Here is a 13619-nt window from a genome sequence, read left to right on the forward strand (position 1 = left end):
TGATGTTCGAGGCCTTTTTTGTTTTTAGCTGCCAGCCTTGTTGTAGCGCCAGTAGCCCATCAGATTGAGTGACTCGCGCGAGATACCGCACTCCTTGATCAAGTATTTGCGCAGACGCATGACCGCTGCGCTTTCTCCGGCAATCCAGCCATAAAAACCTTCAGGGGCCGTGTTGGCGATCTCCCAGAGAATGTCTTTGTCGATATCGACTTCGGCGAGTTCGGCAGCTTGCCCGACCGATGAATCCTCTGCCGGCAGGAACGCCTGCTGCACTGCCTCTACCATCAGCGCCCCAGCCACTACTTCTGGCGTCTGATCGCGAACCAGCCACTGCACCGACAGCCCAGGCCAATCCGGCACCGGGAGCATGTCTGGTGCGCTGTCCACTTCAAAGTAAGCCTGAGTCTGAGGCGGTTCAGCCATGGCAGCCAACTCGTCAAGAATGCCCATGGCGGCCGGCAATGCCGTGGCATCCGCCACCAGCAAAACCTCCTTGAGCAGCTGCGGCGGTTTCCATTCAAACCCGCCGGCGTCCTGCGCGGAAAAACCGCTGTCAGGAGCGAGAATCTGCATAGACGCTCCTGGCTGCGCACGCAGCGCCCAGCGCGACGCGGGCCCGGTTTCGCCATGCAGAACAAAATCGATATCGACCTCGCCTTGCTCGGCGCGCAAATGACGAATGGTGTAGGTGCGCATTGCTGGCCGCCGGCTCGCCAGCATCGAACGAAAACGCGCGTACCAGCCCTCCTCCTGCGCAAGACTTGCAGGCGATCCATCTTCAGCAGGGAAGAACAATTTGACCCGCTGATCCGGCGCCCAAGTGGCCATGCCACCTATCGAAGGGTCGGCGAGCGTGATCCGCATCATGTGCGGACTCACCAGCGTCTTGCGGTGCAAAACCGCATTGAAGAGTTTGTAGGGAGCGGTGGAGGCCATGCGGAGCTCCTTCGGGAAATCGTGATTGACTCGTATAAGACGAATCGCCCGCGATGTCCTTTAGGCCGCTCCGCTGAAAGTGCTGCTTACGGCGCGAGCGGATGCTCGACGATCACCGACTCGACGTTCTGCTTCTTGGCCTTCACCAATGCCGCATCCACCTCTACCTTGCGCGCTTGCGCGTCGGCCTGGGAGTTGAACGGACCAATCAGGATCCGCGTCTTGCCGCTGCTGTCCTTGATCACGGTCGGCACGAACGCATGCTCGATCAACCAGCCACTCAGGTCACTGACAGCCTGAGGCGTTTCGCCGCGTACTTCGAGGTCCCATTGCGGGGCGGACGCCGCCGCAGGTGCGGCCGCGACTGCCGTTTTCGGCTTCTGCACGTCTACACTCTTGCCTTCACCACATCCCGCCAATGCCAGTGCCGCGACCATCCAGACCAGTTTGCGCACAACGCTTTCCTCGAAAATCACAAAGCGCCGATCTTAACATTCATAAATACTTCGCGAGGCCCGCAAAATGGGCACAAAACAACGAGATTGATGATTGCAGCCTCTGTATAGTTACGCCCTGGGAATTAATGCCGCATCTGCGCGTCAGAAAGAGGCACCCAAACCGTGAGACTTCGCACTAATCTATACGTACCACCGACCTCTGCACTGTCTGAATCAGGTGCCCTACAAAGCAATCAAGGAGAAGACCATGCTGATACTCACCCGCAAAGTCGGTGAAAGCATAAATATTGGTGATGACATTACGATCACCATCCTCGGCGTAAGCGGTCAGCAAGTCCGTATCGGCATCAACGCCCCGAAAAACGTTGCCGTGCACCGTGAAGAGATCTATCAGCGCATTCAGGCTGGCCTGACCGCCCCGGACAAGCCACAAACGCCCTGAGCCACCCCGCAGTCAGTAGCCAGTCCATTTGCCTTCGCGTAAGACTGGCTAAAGATTCACGCGCCGTATTGCCATCCGCTCCCCAGTCCACTGGGCACGGCGCCTGACACATCCCTTCTCCGCTTCATTCGCTCCCCTCCCTTTCTCCAGCAGCGCGATACTACCTGCGACTGCCAAGCCTGGCTGTCAGACATTTCCGAGAGGACACAGGGAATTGCTCCCTGCTAGCCGAACGTCACGCCGCGCGCCATGCCGGTAGCTGCAATCATCATCAGTACCAACAGCAGCGCCTCGACATGGCTGATCCGCGCGAACAGCTTTGCACGTCCGGTATCGAGCGCCTTGCCCCGCGCCAATGCGATCCGCCATTTGACCAGCGTGATCATCGGCGCCAGCTCTGTCAGCAGAATCAGCACGAACAACGTCATCTTCAAATGAAACAGCGGCTGGTGCAGATAGTAGTCAGTGCCCTTTTCAAAGCCACCGAAGGCGCGCATGCCACCGGTCACCAGTAGCACCAGCGCAGCAATCCCCCACAGATTATCAGCGAGCAAAACCCGCTTGGCCTCACCGACGCCAGCGGCCAGACGACTGAACGCCGTGCCACGGGTCAACACGGCCCAGAAGCCCAGTGCAAAAGCCAAGAGATGAATTGCGGCGAGAAGCCAGTGAACCAGCATCGACGAACTCCTTTGAGAAAGCCCTGGAAAACGCCAGTCAGTAGTAGTCGAAAAAAGCCGGTTGCGCCCGCACACAGCAATGGGGCTGGAAAGCTTCGCGCAGGAAACAGAGAGACAGAAACGGATTCGCCAAATCGCAGGCAAAAAAAATCCCAAGCAGCTGATGGAAGCTTGGGATTTAAAAATGCATAAACCGTGGTGGTGAACGCGGGGCAGATGTTACTGAACTTCACGACCAGCAACAACATTTTTTTGATAACCGGTCGGTTAAAAATACCGGTAACCCCTTCAATATCCACACTTTTTAGACGGATCCAAAAAAAGAACAGAACGCCATATCAGCAGGTCGTGTTATTTCGAAACACGCTAAGCGCTTGGGTAACGGAAGAGATGCAGTGTCGAGAGGTGCGCTGAGGTGGGGGTTTTGAAAAAGCTTTGCAAAAGTTTTGCAAATCGCAGACAACAAAAAAGGGCCCACCTTTCGGTGAGCCCTTCTAGACCGCCCAGCAGAGCGGATTTTGTTTGGTAGGCGCGATTGGACTCGAACCAACGACCCCCACCATGTCAAGGTGACTTCGGAATGACTGTAAGCTACTGATATAAAAGGGAAACCAACATAAAATCGCAGGGTAAAATATCGCCATTACCACCTATAAAAATCAACAACTTAGCGCTGTATTTTCCTACAGTAGTAGCTCCCTCCCCGGCGTCCTGCCGACGAACACCAATCCAAAATCCTACAGCTCGTCGCCTCACCCTCGTCACTGCGCCGCCCCTCGATTACTGTATATCCAAACAGTACACAGCAAGGCGCGCCCGTGGATCCCCTCTATATAGAAGACACCGACGACTGGCTCGGCTGCCCGACGCCGCTCGAAACCTGCCGGCACCAGCTCGCCCTCTACGAAAATGAATTCGAGGAACTGAACCTGCAACTGCGCCAAGCCAGGGAGCAGATATACAAACTGGTTGAGATGCATGCAGCTGCGGCAACGGAGCGCGATCAGCTGCGCACTCAACTGGCAGCGGCGAAGTCAGAGGCAGCCGATGCGAACCGCAAAGCCACTGATATCGAAACCAAAAGTAACTGGGAGCTCATGGCGAAAGGCAGGCACATCAGCGAGCTGACTACCCAGATAAGAATTCTCAGCGGCAATAGCCCATACAAAGACCCCTTCCCCCATCAGCGTGAGACTGACCGGACGTAACCTTGGCAGGCCTGAAGCGCAATCAATCCCCGGTCACCTTCGTCTGTGATGGCGACAATTCGTTGAGCATGCGCTGGGTCAAGTTCGGCTCGTACGGGGCCATGATCCACGCCGCCGGCGCCGGCGGTGGCAGGCACTGAACAGCCACCGGTTGAACCTGCGTCGAGGAGGACTGACAGCCGCAGATCAGAAGTGGCAAGGCGATCGCGCAAAAGAGCCTGTTGTTTTTGAGCATTGGTCATTTTCTCGGAGTGAGTTTTGTCACTGGCCGCCAGCCGCTGCTCGAGCGCCAGCCGCTTGTCCTGCTCGGCCTGCTGCGCTGTCGCCGCGGCTTGGGTCAACTGATTGAGGGCTTCGGCGTTCAACCGTGCCTGTTCGGCCAACTGCTTCCCGTAGCGCCAATCCTGAAACTGCCAGGCGCTGCCGGCACCGATCAGCGCCAGCGCCAACACTCCGACCAACTTACACGGCACGGCCATCACGGAACGTCCTTGAAAAAAACGTGCCCGCCCAGCTTCAGGGTCTGCTTCGCCTTCGCCGACCATGCCGGTGCCTTGATGCTGGTAGCGTAGTAATGCGTGGCGCCGCTGGTGGGATCTGGCACCTTGCCGTCGATCACCTGGTCAGCAGCGATTCGGCATTGCGCCAGTTCGCGGAACGGGATCTGTTTCACGCCGATCAGGAACTGGTAGTTCGGGTCAGTTTTGTTCCAGCAGCTGAACTGGTATGGCTTCTGGCACACACCGGCGTAGCCCTCCCCCCACCACGATTTTTCCTTTCCATCGAAGACGCGGTTTTTGATCGCCCAAGCCACGGCGATCTGGCCGGCGGTTCCTTCGCCGCGAGCCTCACCCCATAGCGTGCGCGCGAGGATGTCGCGGTCTTTCTCGGTTACAGGCATTACTTTTCTCCGGGCAAAAAAAATCCCGCTCACTGGCGGGTTTCGGTGTTCAGTTCAAGTCAGATCATTTCTGACTCGCCTAGCAATGGCGCGGCGATGATTTCAGGGATCGGCGGCTCAACCGGCCAGACTGGCGCTTGATACCAGGTTGGCTGCACCGTGACTTTGCCCAGCTCGAACTTGTAGGTTTTCCACGCCTTCAAGGTGAGCAGCAAAGCCGCCTGCTCGGCTTCGTCCTCTGCGGTGGCCTCACCGATATCGATGCCGAAACCGATCGTATCGACGCGGTCTTGAATGCGGGCGATCTGAGTGACCGATTTCGCATTTCGCGCAGCAAGATCGGCCTTTGCCGCGCTCAGCTGGACAGCCTGAATAGCCGCATCCTTCATCGCCTTGGTGATGAGTTGGCTCCAGTCAATGTTCATTGAGAGACCTCGGCTGGCGAATCCGCTTCAGTGATTGGCAAGGGTGCAGGGAAAACGACAGGACCATCAGGCACGTTCACAAGCGGCACCGGGAAAGCCTGCTCTTGGCTGTAGTTCCAAGGGTTAGGGAAGAGCAGTGTCAGGATCAGCTCGCCGTCGATGCGCTCAATTTTGTCCCAGAACCAAATCGACTTTACGGCGGCGGCCGGAAGCGTGTCACCTTCCCCAATCGGCGAAAGGTCAAAAACTTCACCGTTCACTGTAAGAACATCACCGCTCTTGATTACTTCAAGAGTGTCGTCCCGGCGCTGCGGTATTAAATATATCTTCATACATTCTCCGATCATTCAATCAGGCTTTCCAGCGGCCTACTGCGATGTAGTCCATGACTACGCTCTGGGCCGGGCGAGAAACTGGAGATATGACAATGGATCCTCCTGTAGCACCCGTACTTACAAGGTCATCCCGTCCAAGCCAGCCACCGCCGCCGGGGACTTTAACTTGATATGATAATGACGGGGTGGCAATAAATGTCTGAGAAAAAGCCAGACTAGGAACCGCACCATAAAATATAGCGCCGTATACGGTAGTTATGTTGATCACAAGCGCGTAAGTTAAGGTACAGATCATTGTACCGTCTGAGTATTTAGTCCAACTCCCGCTTGCGTTACTTCCTTTCTCAATAATTGCGCTGTTGGTCATCAAGCCTACAACATCAACTATCGCGGCAGACCCAAGACCAAGTCCAGTGCGCGCGGCGGCCTGAGTCGCCCCTCCAGTACCACCTTGAGCAACGGGGAGTGCGGTGGGTAGAGTTCCAGGGCTTCCGCTTGCGCCCAGCGCTATATACAGCTCGTCGAAGTTACTCTGAGTTTTTGTAAATGCACTTCGTGGCGTATCGCCGCCCACGCCCGTAGGAGCAGTGCCGAGATTGATCGTCTGCTTTGTCATGGTTTTCCTTTATGTCGTTGAGTATTCAGGCCAGCAATTTGGCGCAGAGGAATGGGCGGTGGCCTTGATCAGTCCATGCAGTGAAAGCAAGGCTGTACATCATGATTCGATTGTTTGCGTAATCCACTCCAAGAGCACACCCACCTCCGACACCATCGTTATGACAGTTCATCGTGAATGGGTTTAGGGATACGTACTCCCCTACCCCAAGGCTTTTACTGATCCCCCACAAATATCTACGCCCAACACTGAGCTGTTCCGTTCCAAGGTACGTCCAGTTGCCGGCGGCGTATGTCACCACCACCGCCGGCGCTCCGCTGTCGTAGACCAGTGCACCGTTCTGATCCCAAAGGCGCATACCGTACGTAGCCGTGCCCATGGACGCCCAGGCAGCGACAAAATACTGGCCACTTAAATTTTCGCTGACCTTTGAGGCATTCATCGCGAAACCGGTCCAGTTGCCCGGCCCGCCCGTAAACCAGACAGAAATCGGTACTTGAATCGGGCCGCCCTGATCTGGCCGGATGAAAACCATCGGCGGGTCTTGGCTGGTAATAGCCCTGGCAAAAGTAGCTGTGGCCGTAGCCACCCCTGAATACGATCCTCTGGTCAACATGCAGAGCCGGGGAGCTTCTGCATCGATCTGAACGAGCAGACCATCATTGATGCTTTGAAATCCAAAACTCATGCGGCGAACCTAATGGCATACCCCTTGGCAACGATTCGTGTCTGAGTCGTACCGCCGGGTGATGATGGGTTTTTGGGAAGGACAACTACCTGGCCAACCGATGGAGTCACATACGGATAGGACTTCGAATTTCCGAGACCGTCCGTTTCAGACGACTGCACATCCTGTGCGCGCGTCGGGATGATCATGAACACGCAGTTGGCCGGGTTGAACCCGGGAATGCTGATCGTGTAGCTGGGCACCGACCCGCTAAAGTCGATCACGCCTTGCCAGATCACTTGGTAGGTGAAGCTGTTGGTGTCCATAGCGAGCTGGCCGCTCTCGTTAAAGACACGCAGTCCAAATAGCGCCATTGATTACCCCAAATAGCCGAGACGAACACGCAGCACGTTGTTGGCGTCGTAGACCGAAACATTCAGTGAGTTGATCACCAGTCGCCCCTGCCCTGGCACGATGCCGTTGATCTCCAACGTTCCGTCCTTGTTGAGAATCCAGCCCTGCTGGCCTGCAACGTAGTTAGTCGAACTGATATAGCTACCAATCTTGGCGTTGGTGATTGTTCCGTCAGCAATGAACGCCGAACTTATAAACGTTTGACCGTTCTGCACTACGAACGGAACAGCCAAAGGGCCGCCCGTAATGGTGTTAACCACAGCAAACCGATCGGCACTTACGATGAACTGGCTTTGCAATCCGGCGGGGCCGTTTTCGATGCCGAGCCCGATACCGGCTGCAACATAGCGACCATTCGAATCGATCTGCATTTTCACGGACCACATTGCTGAGGCCTTTCCATCCAGATCGACCTGAGCCTGGCTGACCTGCTGAACAACTGCGGTATTTTTATTGACTGTAACTTGGACGGTATCGACTCGTTTCCCTGTCGCAATTCCATCCTCAATGCGCGCTGACTGCTCAGACCAGACACCTACAAAGGCTTCAGTCGAACCCGCAAAGCCTGAGGTCTCACCCGCCAATGACGGATTGACCTGAGCGAATACGCCATCAACTTTTTCAGAGATCGCATCAACCTCACCAGTGACAACCTGAATGCGGTTATTGACCGAGCCTGGCAAATCTGCCGGCCCGTCAATGAGATTGATGCGATCGCCAAGATGCTTGCCAAGTGCAGAGTCTGTAATTTGTCCGGAGAAATATTCTTCGTATTCAGACTGGTCTGAGCTTGCTTGCCCGTTGACTCCAATCCCAGTCGGATACCACGGCCCGATGTTTCCGATACGGTCCACCAAGCGGGCCCAAAAGAAGAAGCTCGCCCCCGCCAGTATGTTCTGCATCTCATGCGTGGCTTGGGGATAGGCAAAGTCTCCGAGCTTGATTGCGTCATCCCGCGAGGTCGTCTTGCTGTACCAGATTTCTGTGCGCTGAGTGTCCTCAGCACCTGGTGGGAAGCCCCACGCCATTCTGATGCCATAAACAAGACTGGTCGGGGTCAGAAACGACACCGGCGGCGGCAGGCCCTGCTTTCCGCTGAGGTTGGTCAGGATCGAGTTGCGCCAGATCGACGAGATATCGAAGGCGCTCACCGCCCGAACGCGAGCCACGTAGGCGCCGGCGTAAATGCCAACCACGTCCACGTTGGTCATCCCGGTGCGCTGCACCTTGATCCAGTTGCCGCTGTCCTTGCGCCACTCCACGTCATAGCCGACGGCGCCGTCCACGGCGGGCCAACTGATGGTCATGGTGGCAACGGATAAGCCCTGGACAACCGAGGACGTCGACGTCAGGGTGACGCTGGCCGGCGGTGGAACCACGGTGATCGGTATCACGCTGATCGGCCGTTCTTCCAGGCGTGCGCCGGTGTCGATGTGCGCGAACTTGCTCGGCTCGAACTGCAACGCGCTGATCTCGTAGTCACCCTCGGTGGTCCGCTTGGTGCGCAGCACCCGGTAAAGCGGGATCGCCAGGTCATCCGCGTCGAGCGCCCATTGCAGCTGCACCACCGGCGGCTCGCTGTAGGCGACCGTTACAGTGACGGCGCGGCCATTGACGCTCTGCACGGTGCGACCTTCAGCACGCCCGCCGGGCAGGTTGATGATCAGCCGGTCACCGGCCTTGGCCTGGGTATCCCGATCGAGCGTGATGACCCGCACCGCTACCGCCGAGATCCGGCCGCCAACTTCACGACCCGCCAGCAGCGAGTCCGCCACCGGGATGATATGACCCGGCAGCGGGATGACGCCCTCCATGCCGGTCTTGAACGACACGGTGCGGTCCTGGTTGTTGCTGAGGATCGCCCACTTGCCCCGGCGCTGGGCTTCGGAGGCCCGGGTGCAGCCAATGGCACTCAGCTCTGTAGGCCGGTCGCCGTAGCGGCGCTGCAGATCAAGGTCGGCGAACGGAATGACGTCGGTGTCATAGTTGTTGGCCGGGTTGTCGTAGCTGACCAGAGCACGGGTGTACCGGGTCTTCGCCGAGGCGCTGCCGTACGAGAATTTCCCGTCGATGACGTTGGCTCGGGTGAAGACGTAGTCGAAATCCTGCGCGCGCGGCATGTCGGCTTGCATCACCAGCTGGCCCTGAGCCCAGTAGGTCATGCCCCGGTAAATTGCCGAGATGTCGCGCAGCAGCGACCAGGCATCGGCCTTGCCCTGCAGGTTCATGTCGCAGAGGAAGCGCGGCTCCTGACCGCCGAGCCCGTTCGGCACCAGTTGGTCGGCGTACTGAGCGATCCGGTATAGCTCCCACTTGTCGACCATCCACGGCTTGATCCGCTTGCCCAAGCCGAAACGATCTTCAGTGCAGGTGCCGTAGGTGATCCACGCCGGGTTGTTGGTCCAGGCCGACTTCATCGAACCATCCCACGTCCCGGTGTAGGTCCGCAGGATCGGGTCGTAGTTGCTTGGCACCATCCAGCGCCGGGCCTTGCACTTCACGGTCACGGCCGGGATGTTGGTGAACTGCTCAGCGTCGAACTCGATATAGAGCAGCGCGGTGTTCGGGTAGCGCAGCTTTGCGTCGATCACTTCGGTGTAACCGGCCACCAGCATGGTGTCGGCGATCTTGTTGCTGTTCTGGTTCGGCGTGAGGCGGCGCACGCGAATCTGCCAGCCCGTGGTAGCGTCCGGCAGATCGATTCGGCGCGAGCGCTCGTAGCGCGTGGTGGTCTTGCCGTCGACGGCGTCCACCAGCACCTGCTGATAGGCGCCTCCGTCGGTGGCCACGTCGATGGCGTACTCGATCCGGTAGCCGCCGATATTGCCCTGATCGTCAGAGCTCTGAAGCGCTGGCCAGGCCAGACGCATGCGCACGGCAGACAGTTGGGTGTTGGTGATCGAGCGAACCCACGGCGCATCACTGCGCAGCTCGATGTTCAACGACGTCTCGTTCTCCACGGACGGAATGCCCGGAATGTAGGTCTGATCCACGGAGCCCGGGCGCCAATCCCACTTCACGCCCGGGAAGTTGTAGTTGCCGCTGGCATCGCGGATCGGCGTGTTGTCCAGGTAGATGTCGTATTCAGTTGGTACGGCGTCGAACTCACCCTCGCCAACGGCGATCAGCAGCTTTGCCAGGTTGGTCGAGCGCAGGCTGTCGCTGGCTTCGACCGGCGACTTCGGCTTGCTGCTGCCGCCCTTCTCGCCGTAGATCTCGATCTGTTCCGCTGCGCCCATGCTTTCCTCCAGGCAATAAAAAACCGCCTCGTGGGCGGTTGGTGTGCTGCTGTCCTGCTTACACTTTGTCTTCAGCCAGAATCGAGGCCGAGATGATCATCCCGCCCCACCGGCGCTCGCCAATGCAGATCGGCACCGGGTTGCCGCTGGCCGTGGTGTTCCTGGCGCTGCCGAAGGCGTAGGACGGGGCGTTTTCTGCGGATGCGCTTTGAGAAAGACCCTTTGCCTGCGGGCTGAGGAGTTGCACAACCCCACCGATCGCCATCGATGCACCGGCTGCATACAAGAACGGGGATGCGGCGGCAAAGGGAGTGAACGAAAGCACATATGCTGCGGCGATCATCACCGTACCGATGATTGTCTGTAGACCGCCAGCGCGCTTGCTGCCACCAATCACTGGGACAATGCGAACTTCACGCGTACCGCCAAGATCAAATCCGTCCATCCCAATATTTTCACGGTTCCTAAAAATAACGAAGTTGAGCCCAAGCCGCTCCAGCCGCTTGATTTCCTCGGAAAAACCATCGATGGTCGCGTTGAGCGCGCGGAATACTTCCGACGTAGAGCCAGCGTCAAGGAAAAATTTCTTGCTGCGGAAAAACTTCTTCGAAAGCGAGCCGGAAAGCATCACTTTTGTCATTGGGGTATGGGTAACTGCATGGTACATGCCATTCTCCAGGCGATAAAAAAACCGCCCGTAGGCGGTCAGTTCAAAGTGTTGTAGGAAGTATGTCTATCTGCCCATCACCACCGGTGAATACTCGGTACTTCTTGACCACCCCATCTTTCACGATCGCTTCGCGCTCAACTCGATCAGCGCCCATCGAGCAGATGCCAGATCCGGTGTAAGCCGCACCAACTGACACAGAATCAGGTGGAAGATAGAAAGATGCTTTCTGACCTGGGTCTAGCTTGGCAGCCTGTTTTCCGTCGATGAAAACCGCCATAGAACAAAGGCTTCCGGTGTGCCCAGAATCCCGAATTACTTGAAGAGTGCCATAAGCACCAACCGGCTTTGATTGAAAAGCTGACAACTGACTTGCCGGCGCCTGCTTTGCCACACCAGATGGAGTTGGAGAGGTGGAACACCCAGTTAGTAGCGCTATCACCATAATCCCCATACAGATTCGCATGATCCTTCCTCTTCCTGAAATTCTCCCGACTGTATCACTGCTTTGCATCACTCTCTATTATCCGCAAAAGCCAATCACACTTAGCAAGCGGAATGCAATATGTCTCGACAGTCTGGAACTCCAAAACGTGCAGACCTTCCTAATCTAACCGGTCGGATTCACGGAACGACCAATTTTAACTTCAACGTCGTCGGGGAATCACATTACCAAGCTGAGTTACGATACATCCGAAACCACATGTCAGTTGCATACGAAAATGACCTTCAAGCACACATTGTTACGGAGCCCAGCAACCCGTACGACAAAAATGCCTGCGCTGTTTATATCGATTCATTTAAGGTCGGCTACCTGCCGAAAAATGCAGCCAAGGAATTTGTAAACCAGATGCGTGCAAAGGGGGTTACCGGAGAAGCCTGTTTCGAGATCCGTGCAAAGCTAACCGGAGGATTTGGTGAACGACCCAATATAGGCGTTTTGCTAAATCTTCCGACGGGTGATTAGATCGGATCTTCTTCAAGATGGTGGTTTTTCGACGGTGTTGTGCCCAATGAAAAACTACCGTCGGGCAACAGAGTCCATGCCGGGGCCCCTCTCGAGTCTTTCCTTTCGCTGCAAGTAACTTTGCTCATAACGCTGCTCCAATAGAAATGGTCTTTGAGTCTTTATGCCGAAGGATCAGCCGCGTGCGTTCGAGCCACGGCCCACCGAAAACGATGACCTCGGACGGCCTGCCATACAGGTGGTGCAGCAGGAACGGGCCAGGGCCGAACGTCGAGGCATCCTCGCCGGGCAGTGCCGGATCGGCGCCGAGGAATATCCCAGCATGGTTCGGGTAAACCGTGCGCCCCACTTCCATCACGATCATGTCGCCGCGTTGCGGCTGGTCGACCCGGTAGAAGCCGGCGGCCTCATAGTTCGCCTCGTACAAACTGGTGTTGTCCTTGCTCTCCCACCAGCCGTCTGAGCGCTTGAAGGATTCGAATTCTAGACCCCACTCGCGTTTGTACCAGTCAGCGCAGACCTGCCAGCAGTCCCAGGCGCCGTGCACAAATGGGCGCTTGAGCAGCGCGACCTCACCGGACGGCACGACGGTGCGCAGATCACCCTCCGGCCAACTGATGATGTGCCAGGGCATGGCCGTCGCCTCGCACATGGCCAAGTCGCGCGGTGACGGCCTGCTGGTGGCGTCCGGATGCGAGTGCACCACCCCGATCACCTCGCCGACGTCCTCGGCCGCTGCGTATTCCTCCGGATTGATTCGGAATTCCTCGTTCGGCTCGGTCGAGACATTGCGGCACGGGTAGTACTGCTGTTTGCGACCGATGCTCAGCAGCAGGCCGCAGCATTCTTTCGGGTACTCGGCCGCCGCGTGCGCCTGGATCGCGTTGAAAATGTGTTTGCGCATGTCAGCTCCGTGCGATCAGCGAAACAGCCGGGAAACCACCAAATGGCAGCGGGTTGCCCTCGCCGAAGCGCGGGATGCATCCCTTGCCCAATGTGGCGTCGCACTCGTCCAGTTCAGGGTTGTCAGTAATGATGCCGTCCTTGGTCACGTACGGGCCGGTGTATCCACAGTTCGGCCCACGGTATCCGCCGGTGAGGCACCAGTGACAAAGCGTCGTAGCCTGCCGGCCGATTGACTCGTTACCGACATCGCCTGGGCTCGCCAACTCCCAACTGACCGTTTCCCCGTCCTCGTTCGTTTTCTGGTCGATGTACCAGACCTCGATTGTTTCTTGGGTGGGGTCTGCCGTTGGGTTGCCGGCCGGGAAGTTCACCGCGTCCAGGTACGTGCCCAGCGTGTGACGCATCGTCAGCTTGAACTCGAGCAGATCCTCGAACGCCAGACAGAGCGCTGTGATGCGCCCATTGACGTTGCCGACCGACAGGGTTGGGCGAACTGCTGTGCCGTCGCCATTCGCTTCGATGCCATCGATCTGCATCGGCCATGCGCCGTACTCGTTGCCCTGCCAGTAGATCGCCTTCGCCGGCAACTGATCGGCATTGGCGCCGGCGGCGATCAACTCGGCCGCCGTGTAGGGGATTGAGTGCCCGTGGAAGCGCAGAACGTCCGCGCCGTAATCCGTGCCGTCCAATTCAAAGAGCAGCACTTCGCTGCCAGGCTCAAGTACCTGAATGTCACTGATCAGCGGCATGATTGCCTC

Annotated in this window: 18 protein-coding genes; 3 read left to right on the forward strand and 15 right to left on the reverse strand. The window is 57.4% G+C overall.

All coding sequences use genetic code 11. The annotated features are described in order from the left end of the window. Positions 1-24: 24 nt before the first annotated feature. A complete protein-coding gene (locus E3Z29_RS20900) occupies positions 25-936 on the reverse strand; it encodes a siderophore-interacting protein (RefSeq protein ID WP_098964638.1) in 912 nt (303 codons plus the stop codon). An 86-nt stretch (positions 937-1022) separates the two neighbouring features. Next, positions 1023-1391, reverse strand: coding sequence for a sporulation protein (locus E3Z29_RS20905; protein ID WP_047293271.1), 369 nt, complete (start codon positions 1389-1391; stop codon positions 1023-1025). A 250-nt stretch (positions 1392-1641) separates the two neighbouring features. On the opposite strand from E3Z29_RS20905, the gene csrA reads away from it, so the two are divergent. Beyond that, on the forward strand, positions 1642-1836 hold the full coding sequence (csrA, locus tag E3Z29_RS20910; RefSeq protein ID WP_003179932.1) for a carbon storage regulator CsrA: 195 nt from the start codon (positions 1642-1644) through the stop codon (positions 1834-1836). A 224-nt stretch (positions 1837-2060) separates the two neighbouring features. Here the strand turns inward: csrA and E3Z29_RS20915 are convergent, their stop codons facing one another. Continuing rightward, positions 2061-2516 (reverse strand): DUF2214 family protein, encoded by a 456-nt coding sequence (locus E3Z29_RS20915; protein WP_098964639.1) that lies wholly within the window; start codon positions 2514-2516, stop codon positions 2061-2063. A gap of 818 nt (positions 2517-3334) precedes the next feature. Here E3Z29_RS20915 and E3Z29_RS20920 point away from each other — a divergent pair. Continuing rightward, the gene (locus E3Z29_RS20920) at positions 3335-3724 is read left to right on the forward strand and encodes a hypothetical protein (protein WP_134786812.1); all 390 of its coding nucleotides are present in this window, start codon (positions 3335-3337) and stop codon (positions 3722-3724) included. Here the strand turns inward: E3Z29_RS20920 and E3Z29_RS20925 are convergent. The 10 genes from E3Z29_RS20925 to E3Z29_RS20970 are packed head-to-tail and all read right to left on the reverse strand — an operon-like array spanning position 3700 to position 11454. Continuing rightward, positions 3700-4203 carry a lysis system i-spanin subunit Rz gene (locus tag E3Z29_RS20925; protein ID WP_134786813.1) on the reverse strand — a complete coding sequence of 168 codons (504 nt, stop codon included), beginning with the start codon at positions 4201-4203 and terminating at the stop codon, positions 3700-3702. The two genes, E3Z29_RS20920 and E3Z29_RS20925, sit on opposite strands and share 25 nt — an antisense overlap. Further along, positions 4203-4625, reverse strand: a complete 423-nt coding sequence (locus tag E3Z29_RS20930) for a cell wall hydrolase (protein ID WP_134786814.1) — start codon at positions 4623-4625, stop codon at positions 4203-4205. The genes E3Z29_RS20925 and E3Z29_RS20930 overlap by 1 nt, the downstream gene beginning before the upstream one ends. Before the next feature lie 59 nt (positions 4626-4684). Continuing rightward, positions 4685-5050, reverse strand: a complete 366-nt coding sequence (locus tag E3Z29_RS20935; protein ID WP_134786815.1) for a phage tail protein — start codon at positions 5048-5050, stop codon at positions 4685-4687. After that, a complete protein-coding gene (locus E3Z29_RS20940; RefSeq protein ID WP_134786816.1) occupies positions 5047-5382 on the reverse strand; it encodes a hypothetical protein in 336 nt (111 codons plus the stop codon). Before E3Z29_RS20940 ends, E3Z29_RS20935 begins: the two co-directional genes overlap by 4 nt. Before the next feature lie 19 nt (positions 5383-5401). Further along, entirely contained in the window at positions 5402-6001 is a 600-nt protein-coding gene (locus tag E3Z29_RS20945) for a phage tail protein (RefSeq protein WP_134786817.1), read from the reverse strand. A gap of 25 nt (positions 6002-6026) precedes the next feature. After that, positions 6027-6689 carry a hypothetical protein gene (locus E3Z29_RS20950; RefSeq protein ID WP_134786818.1) on the reverse strand — a complete coding sequence of 221 codons (663 nt, stop codon included), beginning with the start codon at positions 6687-6689 and terminating at the stop codon, positions 6027-6029. Beyond that, positions 6686-7042, reverse strand: coding sequence for a hypothetical protein (locus E3Z29_RS20955; RefSeq protein WP_134786819.1), 357 nt, complete (start codon positions 7040-7042; stop codon positions 6686-6688). Before E3Z29_RS20955 ends, E3Z29_RS20950 begins: the two co-directional genes overlap by 4 nt. Positions 7043-7045: 3 nt before the next feature. After that, the gene (locus tag E3Z29_RS20960) at positions 7046-10321 is read right to left on the reverse strand and encodes a host specificity protein J (RefSeq protein ID WP_134786820.1); all 3276 of its coding nucleotides are present in this window, start codon (positions 10319-10321) and stop codon (positions 7046-7048) included. 58 nt (positions 10322-10379) lie between these two features. Continuing rightward, positions 10380-10988, reverse strand: coding sequence for a tail assembly protein (locus tag E3Z29_RS20965; RefSeq protein WP_134786821.1), 609 nt, complete (start codon positions 10986-10988; stop codon positions 10380-10382). Positions 10989-11031: 43 nt separating this feature from the next. After that, positions 11032-11454, reverse strand: coding sequence for a hypothetical protein (locus tag E3Z29_RS20970; RefSeq protein WP_134786822.1), 423 nt, complete (start codon positions 11452-11454; stop codon positions 11032-11034). 99 nt (positions 11455-11553) lie between these two features. On the opposite strand from E3Z29_RS20970, the gene E3Z29_RS20975 reads away from it, so the two are divergent. Continuing rightward, complete coding sequence (locus E3Z29_RS20975; protein WP_134786823.1) at positions 11554-11955, forward strand: HIRAN domain-containing protein; 402 nt, start codon at positions 11554-11556, stop codon at positions 11953-11955. A 124-nt stretch (positions 11956-12079) separates the two neighbouring features. On the opposite strand, the gene E3Z29_RS20980 is transcribed toward E3Z29_RS20975, so the two are convergent. Then, positions 12080-12859, reverse strand: a complete 780-nt coding sequence (locus E3Z29_RS20980) for a C40 family peptidase (protein WP_134786824.1) — start codon at positions 12857-12859, stop codon at positions 12080-12082. A 1-nt stretch (position 12860) separates the two neighbouring features. Then, positions 12861-13610 (reverse strand): phage minor tail protein L, encoded by a 750-nt coding sequence (locus E3Z29_RS20985; RefSeq protein WP_134786825.1) that lies wholly within the window; start codon positions 13608-13610, stop codon positions 12861-12863. Between the last annotated feature and the right edge of the window lie 9 nt (positions 13611-13619).

This window comes from Pseudomonas sp. S150 (genome assembly GCF_004526365.1).
Lineage (GTDB): Bacteria > Pseudomonadota > Gammaproteobacteria > Pseudomonadales > Pseudomonadaceae > Aquipseudomonas > Aquipseudomonas putida_A.